Source organism: Nocardia sp. NPDC004340 (genome assembly GCF_053602575.1).
This window is the reverse complement of record NZ_JBSGDW010000003.1, coordinates 328,760-346,098: the sequence shown is the minus strand read 5'-3', so window position 1 is coordinate 346,098 and position 17,339 is coordinate 328,760. Positions and strand designations below refer to the sequence as shown.

Genomic DNA, 17,339 nt, shown 5'->3' with positions numbered 1-17,339 from the left:
GCCCTTCCGGGCGCCTTCGCTGCGTAATCGCTCCGGCCCCGGGGGTCGTCGATCTCGGGCTACACCGGATGGGGGTGGTCGCCGCGCAGCTTGGAGGCGTAGACGGCGGCCTGGGTACGGCGTTCCATACCGAGCTTGGCGAGCAGCCGGGAGACGTAGTTCTTGACGGTCTTCTCGGCGAGGAACATCCGCTCGGCGATCTGACGGTTGGTCAGGCCCTCGCCGAGCAGATCGAGGAGCTTGCGCTCCTGTTCGGTGAGTCCGGTGAGCGGGCCGTCGGTCTGCGTGCTGCGGCGCAGCCGGTCCATGAGGGCGGCGGCGGCGCGATTGTCCAGCAGCGAGCGGCCGGCCCCGATCTCCTTGATGGCCTTGGCCAGTTCCATGCCCTTGATGTCCTTGACGACATAGCCGCTGGCCCCGGCCAGGATGGCGTCCATCATGGCCTGCTCGTCGGTGAACGAGGTGAGGATCAGGCAGCGCAGCCCGTCCAGGCGGGATAGCAGATCGCGGCACAATTCGATGCCGTTGCCGTCGGGCAGCCGCACGTCGAGCACCGCGACATCAGGGTTGAGGGCGGGAATCCGCGCCAGTGCCTGGGCGGCGTCGGAGGCCTCGCCGACGACGGTGATGTCGGGGTCGCTCTCGAGCAAGTCGACGAGCCCCCGGCGGACGATCTCGTGGTCGTCCACGAGAAAAACGGTGGTCATGGCCGGTTCCCATCTTCTTGGGTGGTCAGGTCAACGATAGCTCGCGGGCCTCGCGGCCCGGAAACGCCGGAACTCACTCCGATACCGCGGTGGCGGGTGCGGTGACGGCCAGGATCTGCGTGAGCGGCAGTCGCGGCGTGGGGGGTTGCCGCCGCTCGGAGACGGGGACGCTCCCGATCCGGACGAGGACCTGGGGCTGCTCCTCGCGGCCCGTGAGTGCCCGGATCATGGCACGGCTGCGCGGCAGTTCGGTGACATGGGTGAGCGGGCAGGTGTGATAGCCGGCGACCGTGCATTCGAGCAGAATCGTCGACAGTGCCTCACCGCAGCGCAGGAATTCGATCGCGCTGTCGCCGCCGGAGAGGACCACGACGACCGATCGGTCCTCGTCGATCTCGGTGCGGCGCGATTCGCCCCCGACGGCGGGCAGGACCCGGCTCACCTCGACACGCTCACGCTCCTCGGTCGAGATCCGAGCTTCCGGAGGGATGCCCTCCGCTGCCAGTGAATGCCCGGCCCACCACTGCAATTCGGCCTGATAGCTGGAATCGTAGCGGCGCACCGCGGCGGTGAGCCGCGACGCGTGGGCCAGCTCGGCGCGGGCCTCGGGCGGCAGCACGGTGATCACCGCGTCGCGCGGGTCGACGATCACCGGCAGCACCGGTTCGAAGTCGCGCCAGTCGTTCGGCGCGCTGAAAGGCAGCCGGTCGGTGTAGCGGACCTCGATGGCGGCAGCGCGATCCAGGTCGGCGTCGGTGACGATGCGCGCGGGCTCGAAAGTGACCGTCGCCAGGTGTTCGTGGCGCGTGGGATTCGGGAAGTAGGCGACCCGGGTCTGCCACCCGGCCGCGGCGAGCGCGGACCGCAGGTGACCCAGGGCCAGACCACAGCTGAGGAGCAGTTGCCGTCCGGAGGCGTCGGTGGCGGGCAGCATGCGCTCGCGGACCGAGTACAGGTGCAGGGCGGCGCCGTCGAAGACCCAGCGCCAGGGCTGGCTGTTGTGCAGCGAGGGCGCTCGACCGGACAGCCGGACGGCCTGCTCGATCGTGTCGCCGCTGGGTAGTGGGCTCATGGACTCACGCTAGGACGCGCGCGGTCATGGCCGCAGGGGCCATTGGTCCTCGGTGCGGTGCTACAGGACCCTTGGCGACACGCCGGGCGCGACGCACGCTGAAGGGGTGGACGAGCACACACAGGCCACGCCGCTGATCGATGCGCGGCGTCACGATGCGGTGATCTTCGATATGGACGGCGTGGTGACCGACAGTGCTGCGGTCCACGCGGCGGCGTGGCAGGAGACCTTCGACGATTTCCTGACACACCGTCCCATCGTGCCCGGCGAGGATCGGTCACCGTTCTCCGCCGACGACTATCTGCGATATGTCGACGGCGTCCCCCGATACCAGGGCGTCACGAATTTCCTTGCCGCTCGCGGTATCTCACTGCCCTATGGGGCTCCCGGAGATGGTGATGACGTGGAGACCATCTGTGCGCTGGGCAATCGCAAGGACCGGCTGTTCCTGGATCGGCTCACCCGAGACGGGATACCCGCGTTCGCGAGCACGGTGGCGTTGGTGCGCCGCTTGCAGGCCGCGGGACTCGGCGTCGCGGTCTTCTCCGCCAGCCGCAACTGCGCCGAGGTCCTGCGTGCGGCCGGCATCGGTGATCTGTTCGATGTGCGCGTGGACGGGGTGGTCGCCGACGAACTGGGGTTGGCGGGCAAACCGGATCCCGCGATGTTGTTCGAGGCCGCGCGCCGGCTCGGGGCCGAACCGGCGCGGACCATTGTCGTGGAGGACGCGGAGGCCGGCGTGGCCGCCGGGCGCGCGGGTGGTTTCGGCCTGGTGATCGGCGTCGATCGGGGCGGGAACGGGGACCGGCTCGCCGAACACGGCGCCGATGTCGTGGTCGCCGATCTCGGACAGGTGGGGCTGCGCAACGGTTTCCGGCGGATGTCGGAACTGCCCGAGGCGGCCGTGGCGCGCCTGGGTGACCTGCTCGACACCGAAAAGGCCTCGGTGCTGCTCGATTTCGACGGCACGCTCTCGGCCATCGTGCCCGATCCGGCCGCCGCGACCCTGGTCGACGGCGCGGTAGCGGCCCTGGAGCGGCTGGCGACGCGGTGCCCGGTGGCCATCATCAGCGGGCGTGAACTGGCGGACCTGCGCGATCGGGTGGGCGTGGACGGACTCTGGTACGCCGGGTGTCACGGATTCGAGCTGCTGGCCCCGGACGGAACGACCTATGTGCACGACGCGGCACCGGGTGCGGAGGCGGCTCTCGCCGCGGCGGCCGCGGAACTCGAGCGGGCACTCGGCGACGTCCCGGGAATTCTGGTGGAGCACAAGCGGTTCGCCGTCGCGGTGCACTACCGGCGCGTGTCGCCGGAACAGGTGCCCGCGGTGACCGCCGCGGTTCACGCCCGAGCTCACGACCGGGGCCTGCGGGTGACGGGCGGGCGGAAGGTCGTGGAGCTGCGACCGGACGTGGACTGGGACAAGGGAACCGCACTGCACTGGATCCTGGGCCACCTCACCACGTCCACCCTGCCGATCTACGTGGGCGACGATCTCACCGACGAGGACGCCTTCGACTCGATCGAGGCCGAGGGACTGCCGGTGGTCGTCCGCCACGACGAGAACGGCGACCGCCGGACCGCCGCCCGGTTCGCGCTGTCCGGCCCGGAAGGCGTGCGCGTGTTCCTCGACGACCTGGCCGGGTTGTTCGAAGCCGAATCGTCCGGGGCGGTGTCGGATTCGTGGGTGCTCGCCTTCGACGGCTACGACCCGGCGCACGAGCGGCTGCGGGAGGCGTTGTGCACGGTCGGCAACGGCTACCTCGCCACCCGCGGCGCAGCGCCCGACCGCGCGGCGAGCGAGCATCACTATCCGGGGACGTATGTCGCGGGGACCTACAACCGGCTCTTCGATCAGGTCGCCGGGCGTACCGTCGACAACGAGAGCCTGGTGAACCTGCCGAACTGGCTGCCGGTGACCTTCCGGGTCGGCGACGGCGACTGGTTCGACATCGACTCCGTCGAATTGCTGTCCTATCGGCAGGAATTCGATCTGCGCCGCGCGGTCCTGTCGCGGCGGTTCCGTTTCCGCGACGCCACCGGGCGGGTCACGCGGGTGCGGCAGCGTCGCTTCGCGGCCATGCACGCCCCGCACCTGTGCGCGCTGGAGACGGAGGTGACCGCCGAGAACTGGTCGGGCACCGTGATCTTCCGCTCGACAGTGGACGGCGGCGTGCGCAATGCGCTGGTGGCCCGGTATCGCGACCTGTCGGGTGATCATCTCGTGCCGGTGTCGGCGCGCGAACTGTCGCCGGAATCGGTATTGCTGGTCGTGCGTACCGGGCAGTCGGGAATTCCGGTGGCGACCGCCGCGCGCGGAACCCTGCACCGTGACGGGGTGAAGTTGTGCCCCGCAACCGAACTCGTCGAATCGGAGGACTCGATCGGACACGACCACGGTGTCGTGCTGACCACGGGGGACACCGTCGTGCTGGAGAAGATCGCGGCCGTGGTCACCGGTCGCGACCACGCCGTCTCGGCCCCGGACGACGAGGCCGCGCGGTCCTTGCACGCGGCCGGCGGGTTCGCGGATCTGCTCGAATCCCACACGGCCGCCTGGGAACACCTGTGGGATCGGCTGCGCATCGACCTCGACGGCGGTGATCGGGCGACCCGCGTGCTCCGGCTGCACCTGCTGCATCTGGTGCAAACCCTGTCACCACACACCGCGGATCTCGATGTCGGCGTCCCGGCGCGCGGCCTGCACGGCGAGGCGTACCGCGGGCACGTCTTCTGGGACGAGCTGTTCGTCTACCCGGTCGTGAACCCGCGCTTCCCACGCCTGGCGCGGGCGCTGCTGCGCTACCGCTACCGGCGACTGCCGGAGGCGCGCCGCGCCGCGGCCGCGGCGGGTCAGCGCGGAGCGATGTTCCCGTGGCAGTCGGGCTCCGACGGCCGTGAGGAGAGTCAACTGCTGCATCTGAATCCGCTGTCGGGGCACTGGAATCCGGATCCGAGCCCGCGCGCCCATCACATCGGCAGCGCGATCGCCTACACCGTGTGGCAGTACTACCAGGCTTCCGGTGACATCGAATTCCTCACCGATTACGGAGCCGAACTGCTGGTCGAGATCGCCCGCTACTGGGCGAGTGCGGCCGAGTACGATCCGCGCCACGATCGCTTTCACCTGCGTGGTGTGATCGGGCCCGACGAATTCCACACCGGTTCGCCCACCGCGCCCGGGACCGGTGTCGACGACAACGCCTACACGAACATCATGGCGGTGTGGACGCTGGTGCGCGCTCAGGAAGCCCTGGACCGGCTGACGCCGCGGGCCCGCGCGGAACTGCTGGAGTCACTGCGCGTCTCGCCGCGAGAGCTGGCCCGGTGGGAGCACGTCAGCCGCCGCATGTTCGTGCCGTTCCACGACGGTGTGCTCAGTCAGTTCGACGGGTACGAGCTCCTGGCCGAACTCGATTGGGATGGCTATCGACAGCGCTACGGCGAGATCCAGCGGCTCGATCGGATCCTCGAGGCCGAGGGCGATGACGTCAACCGGTATCGGGCCGCCAAACAGGCCGACGTGCTGATGCTGTTCTACCTGCTCTCGGCCGACGAATTGCGCGACCTGCTCGAGCGCCTCGGATACGAACTGCCGGGGGAGATGATTCCCCGCACCATCGACTACTACCTGGCCCGGACGTCGCACGGCTCCACCCTGAGCGCGCTGGTCCACGCCTGGGTGCTGGCTCGCGCGCACCGGGCGCGGGCGATGGAGTTCTTCGACCGGGTGCTCGACTCCGATGTGGCCGACATCCAGGGCGGCACCACGGAGGAGGGAATTCACCTGGGAGCCATGGCCGGAAGCATCGACCTGGTGCAGCGCTGCTTCACCGGGATGGAGATCCGATCCGACCGGCTGATCTTCAACCCCTGCTGGCCGTCGGAGCTGGGGGAGCTGCGCTATTCGATCATCTATCGGGGACATCGCCTGGCGATCCGGATCAGCGCTCGCGCGCTGGAGGTCGCCGCGGATCCGGGACGCGCCGATCCGGTCGAGATCCACTGTGACGGCGTCACCGAGATGCTGGCGGCGGGGGCCACGGTGCGGGTACCGCTGGACGCGCGGGATTTCGTGGCGGGCCGCGATCAGGAACGCAGCTGAGCGGCGCCCCAGCGGACCAGCCCGACCGCGACCGCCAGGTATTCGGCGAACGCGAGGTAGACCAGCACCGCGCCGTACAACCGCGCCCAGGCGGTCAGAGAGTCGGTAGCCGCGGGGATCACGACGACCATCACCGAACCGAGTACCAGCGCCGCTATCGCCACGGCGTGCGGTGGTGCGGGAGAATCCATGGTGATCAGTCTCGTCCCGGCGCGAGGCGGGCAGCAGGGCCGTTGTTCCCGACCCGGGAGTGACCAACGGCGGCGAAGTCCCGGTTCGGTGATCGCGGACGGCAGCGCAGAGGCCTTTGGTCCCCGGTTCGAGGACGATCGCCCGCAGCAGCGGGGGCGGGGGCATTTCTACCGTGAGAGGACCAGCCCGGTTCGGGCGCCGATGATTTCACCTCACCCCGGAGGTCACGATGACAGAGCAGCAGTACGACGATCCGCATCGGCTGGCCTCCGCGCCCGTGGTCGTGGGGGTGGACGGCTCGGACGGTGCGGCACGGGCGCTGCGGTGGGCGGTGGAGTACGCCGCGCAGCATCGGCGGCGGCTGCACATCGTCCACGGGCTGGACCTGGTCGGCGTGAGCCGCGGCGTGGGAACCTACGCGGTCGCCACGCAGCCGCTGATCGACAGCGTCAAAGCGGCGGGCAGGGCGATGGTCGCGCGCGCGGTGACGGCCGCGGGCGAGTACGACCCCCAGGTCCCGCTCTCGGCGTCCATGTCCGGCGACACCGCCGCCCAATTGCTGATCGAGGACAGCGCGACCGCCTTCGCGGTGGTGATCGGCGCGTCCGGCACCGCCGGCACCCTCGCGCACCTGGGCTCGACCCTGTTGGCGGTCACCAGCCACGCGCACGGCGTGGTCATCGTGGTGCGGCCGGACCCCGACACCGGCGACACGGTCCGGACCTCCGGGCCGGTGGTGGTGGGTGTGGACGGCAGCCGGACCAGCGAGGCCGCCATCGCCGCGGCGTTCGCCGAGGCCGCCGAGCGGCGCACCGGCCTGGTCGCGATGCACGCCTGGAGCGATTGGGACACCGGGCAGTTCGCCGGCGAGGTGACCTCGATGACCGGGAACCTCGACGATGTCGAGACGGCCGTGCTGGCCGAGCGGCTGGCGGGCTGGCAGGAGAAGTACCCGGACGTCGAGGTGACCCGGGAGGTCTGCGCCGCCGGGCCCGCGGCCCAGCTCACCGAGCTGTCGAAGACCGCGCAACTGATGGTGGTCGGCAACCGCGGCCGCGGCGGATTCGCGGGCCTGCTCCTCGGATCCACCGCCCACCACCTGGTACAGCACGCGCACTGCCCGGTGATGGTGGTGCACGCCGACCCCGAGGAGACGAAGCGATGACGAGGACCATGCCCGGTTCCGCGACCCGCATCCGGGACGACCTGGTCGATCTGGACGCGTGGTGGCGGGCGGCGAACTATCTGGCCGCCGGCCAGATCTACCTCATGGACAACCCGCTGCTGACCGAAAAGCTGCGGCCCGAACACATCAAGCCGCGGTTGATCGGGCACTGGGGCACCGTGCCCGGGGTGACCCTGACCTACGCCCACCTCAACCGCGTCATCATGCGCACCGGGCAGCAGATGCTGTTCGTGCTCGGCCCCGGGCACGGCGCGGCGGCGCTCACCGCCGCGACCTGGCTCGAAGGCACCTACTCGCTGCGGCATCCGGAGGTGGGGCAGAATCTGGCCGGAATGCGGGAACTGTTCCGGCAGTTCTCCTTCCCCGGCGGCGTGCCCAGTCACGCCTCGCCGCATCTGCCGGGGTCCATCCACGAGGGCGGCGAACTGGGCTACTCGCTCGCGCACGCCACCGGAGCGGCCCTGGACAATCCGAATCTGGTGGTGGCCTGCATGATCGGCGACGGCGAGGCCGAGACCGCGGCACTGGCCACCAGCTGGCACGGATCGCTGTTCCTGGACCGCGTGACCGACGGGACTGTGCTGCCGATCCTGCACCTCAACGGCTACAAGATCGCGAATCCGACACTGCTGGCACGTATGTCGCGCGGGGACCTCGACGCTCTGCTCACCGCGCAAGGGTGGGAGCCGATGTACGTGGAGGGCGCCGATCCGGCCGAAGTGCACGAACGCTACGCGACGGTGCTCGACGAGGCGATGGAACGAATCCGCGAGATCCGCGACGACGCCGAGCGCGGGCTCGGGCCGCGCGACCCGTGCCGCCCGATGATCGTGCTGGTGACCCCCAAGGGATGGACCGGTCCGGCGATGGTCGACGGCGTCCGTGTGGAGGGCACCTTCCGGGCCCACCAGGTGCCGTTGGCAGGCGTCCGAGAGAACCCCGAACACCTTGCGCAACTGGAGGACTGGCTGCGCTCCTACCGGCCCGAGGAGCTCTTCGACGCCGCCGGCCACCCGGTCGGCCGGATCGCGGACCTGCACCCGCGGCACCTGCGCATGAGCGCGAACCGCGCCGCACACGGGCATGACAGTGTCGACCTGCGGCTCCCGTGCCCGACCGACTACCGGGTCGAATTCGCAACGCCCGGAACAGAATCGGCCGAGGCCACCCGCGTGCTCGGCCGCTATCTGCGCGACGCCCTGGTCGAGAACCCCCGCAATCTGCTGTTCTTCTCCCCGGACGAACACACCTCCAACCGTCTGGACGCCATCCTCGAGGTCACCGGCCGTCGCTGGCGCGAGCGACGCATCGTGGGCGACGATCGGCTGTCTCCGGACGGCCGCGTCTTCGAGGTGCTCTCGGAACATCTGTGCCAGGGCTGGCTCGAGGGTTACCTGCTCACCGGACGCCACGGCGTGTTCTCCACCTACGAGGCGTTCGCGCACGTCATCGACTCGATGGTGGTGCAGCACGCGAAATGGCTGCACATGGCGGCCGACTTCGACTGGCGTGAGCCCATTCCCAGCCTCAACTACCTGATCACCTCGCATGTGTGGCGGCAGGATCACAACGGTGCCTCCCATCAGGATCCCGGCTTCATCGACCACGTGCTGAGCAAGCGGCCCGAGGTGAGCCGGGTGTATCTGCCGCCGGACGCCAACTGCCTGCTGCACGTCTTCGACCACTGCCTGCGCAGCCGGGGCCGGGTCAATGTCGTCGTCGCGGGCAAGCAGCCCGCGCTGCAATACCTCGACGACGACGCGGCGCGCGTGCACTGTGAACGCGGGCTCGGTGTCTGGCAGTGGGCGAGCAGCGATTCCGGTCGTCCCGCCGAGGTCGTGCTGGCCTGTGCGGGCGATGTCCCCACCCAGGAGACCCTGGCCGCGGCCGCGCTGCTGCGGGACATGGTGCCGGACTTGGCGGTTCGTGTGGTCAATGTCGTGGACCTGGCGCGGCTGTTCCCGCCGGATCGTCACCCGCACGGCATCGCCGACGAGGACTATCGCGCCGTCTTCACCGACGCCCCGGTGATCTTCGCCTTCCACGGCTATCCGTGGCTCGTCCACCGCATCGCCTACCGTCGTCCGGGCCACGATCGCATGCACGTCCACGGCTTCACCGACAACGGCACCACCACCACGCCGTTCAGCATGTGCGCGATGAACGGCATCGACCGCTTCACCCTCGCGGCCGCCGCCCTCGCCGAGGTGCCCCGCCTCGCCGACCGGCTCGCGCCCCTGACCGAGCGGTTGACCACACAGCGTGAAGCCGCCGACGCCTATGCCCGCCACCACGGCATCGACCCGCCCGAGATCGCCGACTGGCGGTGGCCCGCCGGGAAGTGACCCGGGAGGACCTTGGACCCTGTTCCGGGCCGATCGCCGGATGATGGCATGGGCGTTGTCATTCGGCGGAATCGGCAAGAAACGAGGGGCATTCTTCGATGAATACGAAGCGAGTGGCGACGATGACGCCCGGGGTCGCGGTGCAGTCGTCCGGTCCGATCACCGCTGCCGAGAAGAGCCGGGCCGACCGCGTGATCCGGCGGGTGCTGCGCCGCCACCACCTCGAGTCGCCCGCGACTGTCCGGCTCACCCGGAACGGGAGTTTCGGAAACACGACCGTGGCGGAGGTGAATGCGCGGTTCGCCGGCAACGCGATTCGGGTGCAGGCCGACGGACCGGGTGGCTTCGCGCTCACCTTCGCCGCCGAGCGCCTCGACCGCCAACTCGACCGGCTCACCGGCAAGGCCGAACCGCGGTGGTCTCCCGATCCCGGCCGCGCGCCGCTGGCGGCCGTGAGCGACGCGCGTCCCATCGTCCGGCGCAAGCAGTGCTGTCTTCAGGTCCTCGATCCGGTCGCCGCGGCCGCGGCCATGGATGCCATGGACTATGACGTCCATCTGTTCACCGACGTCGAGACCGGCGAGGACGCGATCGTGTACTGGGCGGGGCCACTGGGCGTCCGGATGGCCCGGCAACGGCGAACGCGTCCGCCGGCCTCTGCCACCTGGCGGCCGGTCACCATGAACCCCCGTCCGACAAGGGAATTCACCGAAGCCGAGGCGGCGGCCCGGCTGTGCGCCTACGGCCTGCCGTTCCTGTTCTTCACCGACCCGTCCGACCACCGCGGCCGCCTGCTGTACCGCCGCTACGACGGTGATCTGGGACTCGTCGCGGGACCGGATGTCTCGAGAGGGAGATAGCCATGACCACCGCCCGTGCCTTCCTCACCGCCGCCGATTTCCTGTGGCTCGGCATGGTGCTGGCCATCTCGTTCATCGAGGCGCCGCTGAAGTTCCGCGCCCCGAACGTCACCTTGGCCATCGGGCTGGGCATCGGCCGCCTGGTCTTCCGTGCCCTCAACGGCGTCGAATCCCTGTTCGCCATACTGATTCTCGCGGCGGTCTGGGCGGATCCGCCCGGACTCGCCACAACGATCACCCTCGCGGTGGCGATCGGCGCGTTGGCGATCCAGCTGCTGTTCGTCCGTCCCCGGCTGACCCGGCGCAGTGACGCGGTACTCGCCGGCGCGGAGGGCCCGCGGTCGCGCGGCCACTATGCCTACGTCGCGCTGGAAGTGGTGAAAGCGGTCGCCCTGCTCACCGCGGGCGTGCTGGTCCTGACCGGTGTGATGCCGTGAGCGCGCTCGTCTCGAACCCCGTGGTGGGGTGATCGCGCGCGGTACCGTGCAGTGATGGGCGAGGCCGCGGAACGGTGGCTGCCCGGAACACGACAGTTCCGGGGCTATCGGCGGGCCTGGTTACGGTCGGACGCGGTGGCTGGAGTCACCGTGGCGGCCTATCTGATTCCCCAGGTCATGGCCTACGCGACCGTGGCGGGTCTGGCTCCGATCGCGGGCTTGTGGGCGACGCTCGGGCCGCTGGCGGTGTACGTCCTGCTGGGGACGTCCAGGCAGCTGTCGGTCGGGCCCGAGTCGACGACCGCGCTCATGACGGCGGTGGCGCTGGCCCCGCTGGCCGCGGGGGATTCCGGCCGGTACGCCGCGCTCGCGGCCATGCTGGCCCTGGTGGTCGGAGTCTGCTGCGTGGCCGGTGCGGCGGCCCGGCTCGGGGTGCTCGCCGATCTGTTGTCGAAACCGGTGCTCGTGGGTTACCTGGCAGGGACCGCGGGCATCATGATCGTGGGCCAGCTCGGGCGGGTCAGCCGGGTGCGTGTGGAGGGGGAGTCCCTGTCGGCCCAATTGCGGTCCTTCGCCTCGAACCTCGATGAATTGCATTGGCCGACAGTCGCTCTGTCCGCCTCCACGCTCGTGGTGCTACTGCTGACGTCGACGTGGGCCGCGCGGGTTCCCGGCCCGCTGATCGCCGTACTGGGAGCGACGGCGGTGGTGGCTGTCTTCTCGTTGCGGGAGCACGGAATTCGGGTGGTCGGCGCGATCCCGTCGGGGCTACCGGCGCCGAGCCTGCCGGACATCGCCGCCGGCGACGTGGGCAGGCTGCTGCTGCCCGCCGTCGGCATCGCCCTGGTCGGGTTCTCCGACATGGTGTTGGTCGCGCGGGCGTTCGCGGCCCGCCACGGCGTGCCGTCGACGCGAACCGGGAACTGTTCGCGATGGGCGCGGTCAAACTGACCGCCCGTGTCTCGCAGGGATTTCCGGTCAGCTGTAGTGGCAGTCGCACACGACATCGACGACTATCCGGAGGCGACGACCGTTCCCGGGCTGGTGATCTACCGGTACGACGCACCCCTGTGCTTCGCCAACGCCGAGGACTTCCGCCGCCGTGCGCTGGCGGCCGTGGACGACGCGGCGGACCCGATCCGCTGGTTCGTCCTCAATGCCGAGGCCAATGTCGAGGTCGACCTGACCGCTCTCGACGCCGTCGAGCAGCTCAGAACCGAATTGCATACCCGGGGCATCGTTTTCGCGATGGCGCGGGTCAAGAAGGATCTGCGCGCGGCCCTCGATGCCGCCGGACTCACCGACCGCATCGGCGCCGAGCGATTGTTCCCGACACTGCCGACCGCCCTGGCCGCCTATCGGCGCGAGACCGACGACCTCGGACCGGCGGATCGGTGACTTTAGGCCCGTCTCCGGTGGGCTCGGTCACGCGATGCTGGATGGACGGATCGGTTCTCCGGAGGCGAGGTGAAAGACCATGTCGCGCAATTGCTCACTGGCGTGGCGGGTGTGGCGGCTGCGACCGTGGAACTCGAACCCGCTCATGCGCGCCTCGGATCGCTGGGAGGCGCTGGGCCACCTACTGGCCGTGGCCCTGTTCCTGCTGGCGATCCCGGTGGCGGCCGCTGTCGGGACCGCGGCTTACAGCGGGTCCGCCGAGCGGATCAGCGCCGAGAACGCCGCGAAGACCGAGGTGCTCGCGACGGTGCTGACCGAGCCGAAGCAGACCGTGGCGGCCGCCGGGCCCGCGCAGGCGGCGCACTACGAGGTCCAGATCCAGTGGAAACACGACGGGAGCCTCGGGAAGGGAACCGTCGAGGCGCGCCGTGACACCAAGGTCGGCTCCACCGTGCAGACCTGGCTCGGAGCCGACGGCCTGCCCGGCGCCTCGCCCCGGCAACCCGGATCGGCGGTGCTCGACGGCATCGGCACCGGCCTCGCGTTGCTGGTCGGCGTGGGCTTCGCGCTGCTGGCGATGCTCTGGTGTCTGACCCGGTTGCTGGAACGCCTGCACGGCCTGCACTGGGAAGCCGAGCTACGCGGGCTCGACCGTCCCATCGGCAGGTAAGCCCCCCGGATCAATCGAAAGGACACCCACCATGACCGCTGCTCTCGAACCCCGGGCCGCACGGATCATCGCCGCCGTCGACGGGTCGGCCACCTCCTATCAGGCCGCCGTGTGGGCCGCGGTGGAAGCCGGACTGCACGGCTGCGAGCTGCACATCGTCAATTCGATCTCACTGCCTGTCGGCGAGGTCCCGGTCGACGTGCTCGGGCCCGACGATCGGGAGTTCCTGGCCAGGGACGGGCAGCGAATCGTGGACGAGGCCAGCCGCGTCGCGCGCGCCGGAGCGCCGGAGGCGGCGGTCACCATCACGACCGAAGTGATCTGGGAACCCATCGTGGGACACCTGATCGAGCAGTCCCGGACCGCGCGAACGGTGGTCGTGGGCAGCCGCGGTCTCGGCGCGATCCGCGCCGGGCTGCTCGGTTCGGTGGCCGATGCGGTCGTCCGGCACGCGGAATGCCCGGTGGCGGTGATCCACGCGACCGCGGCGACCGATCCGCTCTCCGCCGAGAAGCCGGTGCTGGTCGGCGTCGACGGCACACCGCACAGCGTGCCCGCGCTCGAACTCGCCTTCGCCGAGGCCGCCGCGCGCAAGGTCGGGGTGACCGCACTGCACGCCTGGACCGACATTCTCGGCTCGTACGTGCCGCTGATCGGCTGGGAGCCGCTGCGCGCGCAGGAGAACGAACTGCTGTCCGAGCGGCTCGCCGGATTCGGTGAACGCTATCCTGGCGTTGCGGTCCGTCGCCTGTTGGTGATGGAACGCCCGCACCAGGCGCTGCTGCGGGAGTCGGAGTACGCGCAATTGGTCGTGGTCGGCAGCCGCGGCCGGGGTGGCTTCACGGGCATGCTGCTCGGATCCACCAGTTCCACCGTTCTGCACAACGTCGAAACCCCGACGATCGTCGTCCGCGCATAACCGGGATCAGGTGTCGGTCATGACCGAATTACAGCCGCTGGACGCGGGATTCATCGAACTCGAGGATGCCGACCGCCGCGTCAGCCTCGGCATCGCGGCGGTGGCGATCCTGGCCGGGCAGCCACCCGCACGAGCCGAGTTCGCGGCGATGCTGGCCGAGCGTGTCGCGGCGAACCAGCGCCTGCGACAGCGAATCCGGCGCGCGCCGCTGGATCTGACCGCCCCGGTCCGGGAGGAGGACCCGAACTTCGATCTGGCCCACCACATTCGATGGGCCGCCCTGCCCGAACCCGCCGACGAGACGGTATTGCGCGAGTTCGTCGCCGGCGAGCTCGTCGAACGCCTGGATCGCGATCATCCGATGTGGGAATGCGTCGTCGTCGAGCGCTTGGCGGATGCGCGCTGGGCGCTGATCGTGAAAGCGCACCACAGCCTCGTCGACGGCGTCTCCGGCGTGAGTCTGTTCGAAAGGCTGTGTGATGCACAGGAATCCGATCCGCGGCTGCGGGCGGCGCCCCCGGCCGACACGGCCGCGGGACCGGACTGGTTCGACCGCGTCGTCGCCGGGCTGCGACTGCCGCTGGACGTGCCGCGCTACGCGGTCGGGATGATGCGCAGCCTGATCCCGGTGGTGGCCGCGTTCGTCTCGGTACCCGAGGCCTCCTCGCTCAACGGCCCGATCGGGCGCCAGCGGCGCTACACGATCGCCCGCGCCTCCCTCACGGAGATCCGCGAGATCGGCCGCGGTCTCGACGCGACGGTCAACGATGTCGTCCTCGCCGCGGTGACCTCGGCGTATCGGGGCGTCCTGCTGGGCCGCGGGGAGCAACCCACGGGAAAGACGGTGCGCATTCTGGTGCCGGTGTCGATGCGGGCCGCCGATGCGAAATCCCTGCTGGACAATCGTGTTTCCGCGGTCCTGTCCCTGCTGCCGTTGCATCTGGACGACCCGGTGGAACGCCTGATCACCATCCATCAGCGTATGGCCCGGCACAAGTCGAGCGGCGCCGCGCAGGCCGAGAAGTCACTGCTCGACCTGGCCGGGCGGCTACCGTTCGCGCCGGTCGCCTGGGGCATGCGGTTGTGGTCGCGCCTGCCGCAGCGCGGGGTGACCGCGGTCGCGACGAACATCCCCGGCCCCCGCCGTACCCTGTCGGTGCTGGGACGCGAAGTGCTGGAACTGATTCCGGCCATCCCCATCGCCATGCGCCTGCGCACCGGCATCGCCATCCTCAGCTACGGCGACCAACTGACCTTCGGCATCACCGGCGACTACGACTCGACCCCGGATCTGGAGAAGATCGCCGACGGAATCCACACCGCCATCGCCGACCTGCTCGCCGCGGCGCGGGCCAGGCCACAACACGGTCGGCTGAGCGGTTCCCACCGGGCCGAAGCCACCGCCGAAGGAGAACTGCCGTGACAATCAAATTCCCGCGCACACAAGAACACTGGGCCCTCATCGCCTTCGCGACAGCGCTCGTGGTGGTGTTGGCCGGCGCGATCCTGCTCGCGATCCTCGCCACCTGACCGGATCCGGGAGTGCGGGCGATCATCGCGGCGGCGGCCAATCGGCTGTCGGCCAGGCCGATCGCGACGATATCGCCGGGGCTGTAGAGCTGCGCGGTGAGGATCGTGACCGGGTCAGTGCTGGTCGATGGTCAGGGTGTCGGCGAGGGGTCGACGCGGTGTCGGCGGGTGCTCGGGTTCGTCGGCGGGGGTGGCGCCGATGCGCACGACCAGCTGCGGGTGGCCGGGCCGGGGCAGGAATCCGGTGAGAATGTTTCGGCCCGTGGGCAATTCGGTGATGTGGGTGAGGGCGCAGGTGGCCAGACCGGCCACGGTGCATTCGAGCAGAATCGCCGAGAGCGCCTCGCCGGTGGCCAGCCAGTCGGAGGCCGAATCGGCGGGGGTGCTGAGGACGACGAGGCGCGACCGGTCCTCGATGTCGGGACGGCGCGCGGAGTGCGGCGCGGAGGGGAACGTCCGTCCCACCCGGACCCGGGCGCGCTCGGCGTCGGAGATCAGCGCGTCGGTGGGGACCCCCTCGGGGAAACCGGAATGACCGGCCCACCAGCCGATTTCGGCCTGGTACATCTGGTCGTGCCGGCGCAGCGCGGCCGCCTGCTCGGACACCGCCGCCAGCCTGGGCCGCACGGATTCGTCGAGGACTTCCATGTCCACGTAATGCGGGGACACCAGCATGCGCAGCCGGCGGGCCACGTCATCCCAGTGCTCGGGCGGGTCCAGCGGCAGGCGGTCGGTGCGGCGATGGTCGATCGCCCGCGCCCGCGCCACCAGCCCGGCCGGGGGGTCGGGCCAGGGCCGGAAGCCGATCTCGGCGAGGCGGCCCGGATCGGACGGGTCGGGCAAGCGTGTGGTGTCGGTGTGCCAGCCGTGCGCGCCGAACGCGGTGCGCACGTGGTGCAGCATGGCCCCGCAGCTGATCACCTGCTGCCGGCCCTGCGGGTCGGCGGTGACGAGCACCCGGTCGGGGTCGGTGTGCAGGTGCAGGTGCGCGCCGTCGAAGCGCCAGTGCCAGGGCTGAGTGTTGTGCACCGAGGGCGCGCGCGACGCCAGGCGCATCGCGGACATCAGGGTGCGATGGTCGGGGACGAGCGGGGTGGCGTTCATGGTGGTCATCCTCCGAGTGTTCTCGCCGGCCAGTGCGGAACATACGGGCTTTCCGCCTGCTGGTCAGGGACGTTGGTCACCGCGGTGAGTGGCGCGACGGTGCGTTCGGCGCGCTCCTTGATCCCGCGCAGCATCTTCGCCTCCATGACCAGGCTGCCGGGCTCCATGATCAGCATGTAGAACAGGCGTCGCGGCAGACCGGCGTCCGGGAGCGCGATGCGATTGCGGCTGATCAGCCGGGTGCCATCGGCGGTCGGATACAGCCCGAACGCCCACACCCAGTGATGGTCGGTCGAGGCGAGGACGAAGGCGTGCGGGCCGTCCAGCACGGCCACCCGCATGCCGGGACCGGACGCGCCCATCGGCAGCACGTCGTCGACCGCGAGCCGCTGGTACTCCGGCAGGATTTCGTCGGCGCTGTGCATGTCCAGGCCGAGCAGGTTCTCGATCCTGTCATAGGTGTACGCCCCGCCGCGGCCGGGACCCATCTGCACCAGCCAGGGCCAGATCTGTTCGGGCGTGGCCGCGACCGTGATCGCGCGGGTGGTGACGGTGCCCGCATCGGGGAGCAGCTCGTCACCGGGCATGACGCGAGCGACCTCCTCGGCGGTCGAGCCCCAGGTCACGCACGTCTTCCGGGCGAAGAGCCGATAGCCGATCGCCAGTCCGGCCAGGGCCGAGGCCATGCCGATGCCGGTCGCGGTCGCTGTTCTCATGGGGTGGATTCCTCTCGATGGGCGTCGATGTCGATCCTGGGCCGCCCGATGCGATTACCGCAGGGACCGAAGGCCCGGCAATCGCCCTCACAACC

Annotated in this window: 13 protein-coding genes and 1 pseudogene; 9 read left to right on the top strand and 5 right to left on the bottom strand. The window is 70.1% G+C overall.

What is annotated here, in order from left to right:
* Positions 1-59: 59 nt before the first annotated feature.
* Positions 60-707, bottom strand: a complete 648-nt coding sequence (locus ACWEOI_RS13665) for a response regulator (RefSeq protein WP_433666023.1) — start codon at positions 705-707, stop codon at positions 60-62.
* Between the two features lie 73 nt (positions 708-780).
* On the bottom strand, positions 781-1,779 hold the full coding sequence (locus ACWEOI_RS13660) for an Acg family FMN-binding oxidoreductase (RefSeq protein ID WP_452359796.1): 999 nt from the start codon (positions 1,777-1,779) through the stop codon (positions 781-783).
* Positions 1,780-1,951: 172 nt separating this feature from the next.
* Here ACWEOI_RS13660 and otsB point away from each other — a divergent pair, with 172 nt between their 5' ends.
* Positions 1,952-5,887, top strand: coding sequence for a trehalose-phosphatase (otsB, locus tag ACWEOI_RS13655; protein WP_452360139.1), 3,936 nt, complete (start codon positions 1,952-1,954; stop codon positions 5,885-5,887).
* Here otsB and ACWEOI_RS13650 read toward each other — a convergent pair.
* Positions 5,872-6,078: a hypothetical protein gene (locus ACWEOI_RS13650; protein ID WP_433666021.1), complete on the bottom strand. Its 207-nt coding sequence runs from the start codon at positions 6,076-6,078 to the stop codon at positions 5,872-5,874. The two genes, otsB and ACWEOI_RS13650, sit on opposite strands and share 16 nt — an antisense overlap.
* 230 nt (positions 6,079-6,308) lie before the next feature.
* Between ACWEOI_RS13650 and ACWEOI_RS13645 the strand changes: the two genes are divergently transcribed.
* The 8 genes and pseudogenes from ACWEOI_RS13645 to ACWEOI_RS13610 all read left to right on the top strand — a co-directional run bounded on the left by ACWEOI_RS13645 (position 6,309) and on the right by ACWEOI_RS13610 (position 15,317).
* On the top strand, positions 6,309-7,244 hold the full coding sequence (locus ACWEOI_RS13645) for a universal stress protein (protein WP_452359795.1): 936 nt from the start codon (positions 6,309-6,311) through the stop codon (positions 7,242-7,244).
* Positions 7,241-9,610: a phosphoketolase gene (locus ACWEOI_RS13640; protein WP_433666019.1), complete on the top strand. Its 2,370-nt coding sequence runs from the start codon at positions 7,241-7,243 to the stop codon at positions 9,608-9,610. Before ACWEOI_RS13645 ends, ACWEOI_RS13640 begins: the two co-directional genes overlap by 4 nt.
* Positions 9,611-9,708: 98 nt before the next feature.
* A complete protein-coding gene (locus ACWEOI_RS13635) occupies positions 9,709-10,470 on the top strand; it encodes a sigma 54 modulation/S30EA ribosomal C-terminal domain-containing protein (protein WP_452359794.1) in 762 nt (253 codons plus the stop codon).
* A 2-nt stretch (positions 10,471-10,472) separates the two neighbouring features.
* Positions 10,473-10,907, top strand: a complete 435-nt coding sequence (locus tag ACWEOI_RS13630; protein ID WP_452359793.1) for a hypothetical protein — start codon at positions 10,473-10,475, stop codon at positions 10,905-10,907.
* Between the two features lie 54 nt (positions 10,908-10,961).
* Positions 10,962-12,305 (top strand): annotated as a pseudogene (locus ACWEOI_RS13625) (SulP family inorganic anion transporter).
* 79 nt (positions 12,306-12,384) lie between these two features.
* Positions 12,385-12,975 carry an Rv1733c family protein gene (locus ACWEOI_RS13620; RefSeq protein ID WP_433666016.1) on the top strand — a complete coding sequence of 197 codons (591 nt, stop codon included), beginning with the start codon at positions 12,385-12,387 and terminating at the stop codon, positions 12,973-12,975.
* Between the two features lie 31 nt (positions 12,976-13,006).
* Positions 13,007-13,894, top strand: a complete 888-nt coding sequence (locus ACWEOI_RS13615; protein ID WP_452359792.1) for a universal stress protein — start codon at positions 13,007-13,009, stop codon at positions 13,892-13,894.
* Positions 13,895-13,913: 19 nt separating this feature from the next.
* Complete coding sequence (locus tag ACWEOI_RS13610) at positions 13,914-15,317, top strand: wax ester/triacylglycerol synthase family O-acyltransferase (protein ID WP_452359791.1); 1,404 nt, start codon at positions 13,914-13,916, stop codon at positions 15,315-15,317.
* Between the two features lie 221 nt (positions 15,318-15,538).
* On the opposite strand, the gene ACWEOI_RS13605 is transcribed toward ACWEOI_RS13610, so the two are convergent.
* Both ACWEOI_RS13605 and ACWEOI_RS13600 read right to left on the bottom strand, forming a co-directional pair.
* Positions 15,539-16,537 (bottom strand): Acg family FMN-binding oxidoreductase, encoded by a 999-nt coding sequence (locus ACWEOI_RS13605; protein ID WP_452359790.1) that lies wholly within the window; start codon positions 16,535-16,537, stop codon positions 15,539-15,541.
* Positions 16,534-17,244, bottom strand: coding sequence for an SRPBCC family protein (locus tag ACWEOI_RS13600; RefSeq protein WP_452359789.1), 711 nt, complete (start codon positions 17,242-17,244; stop codon positions 16,534-16,536). Before ACWEOI_RS13600 ends, ACWEOI_RS13605 begins: the two co-directional genes overlap by 4 nt.
* Between the last annotated feature and the right edge of the window lie 95 nt (positions 17,245-17,339).

Bases quoted from the DNA above. Each gene is read 5' to 3' on its own strand.
- ACWEOI_RS13665 (WP_433666023.1), bottom strand. From the start codon at position 707: ATGACCACCGTTTTTCTCGTGGACGACCACGAGATCGTCCGCCGGGGG.
- ACWEOI_RS13660 (WP_452359796.1), bottom strand. From the start codon at position 1,779: ATGAGCCCACTACCCAGCGGCGACACGATCGAGCAGGCCGTCCGGCTG.
- otsB (WP_452360139.1), top strand. From the start codon at position 1,952: ATGGACGGCGTGGTGACCGACAGTGCTGCGGTCCACGCGGCGGCGTGG.
- ACWEOI_RS13650 (WP_433666021.1), bottom strand. From the start codon at position 6,078: ATGGATTCTCCCGCACCACCGCACGCCGTGGCGATAGCGGCGCTGGTA.
- ACWEOI_RS13645 (WP_452359795.1), top strand. From the start codon at position 6,309: ATGACAGAGCAGCAGTACGACGATCCGCATCGGCTGGCCTCCGCGCCC.
- ACWEOI_RS13640 (WP_433666019.1), top strand. From the start codon at position 7,241: ATGACGAGGACCATGCCCGGTTCCGCGACCCGCATCCGGGACGACCTG.
- ACWEOI_RS13635 (WP_452359794.1), top strand. From the start codon at position 9,709: ATGAATACGAAGCGAGTGGCGACGATGACGCCCGGGGTCGCGGTGCAG.
- ACWEOI_RS13630 (WP_452359793.1), top strand. From the start codon at position 10,473: ATGACCACCGCCCGTGCCTTCCTCACCGCCGCCGATTTCCTGTGGCTC.
- ACWEOI_RS13620 (WP_433666016.1), top strand. From the start codon at position 12,385: ATGTCGCGCAATTGCTCACTGGCGTGGCGGGTGTGGCGGCTGCGACCG.
- ACWEOI_RS13615 (WP_452359792.1), top strand. From the start codon at position 13,007: ATGACCGCTGCTCTCGAACCCCGGGCCGCACGGATCATCGCCGCCGTC.
- ACWEOI_RS13610 (WP_452359791.1), top strand. From the start codon at position 13,914: ATGACCGAATTACAGCCGCTGGACGCGGGATTCATCGAACTCGAGGAT.
- ACWEOI_RS13605 (WP_452359790.1), bottom strand. From the start codon at position 16,537: ATGACCACCATGAACGCCACCCCGCTCGTCCCCGACCATCGCACCCTG.
- ACWEOI_RS13600 (WP_452359789.1), bottom strand. From the start codon at position 17,244: ATGAGAACAGCGACCGCGACCGGCATCGGCATGGCCTCGGCCCTGGCC.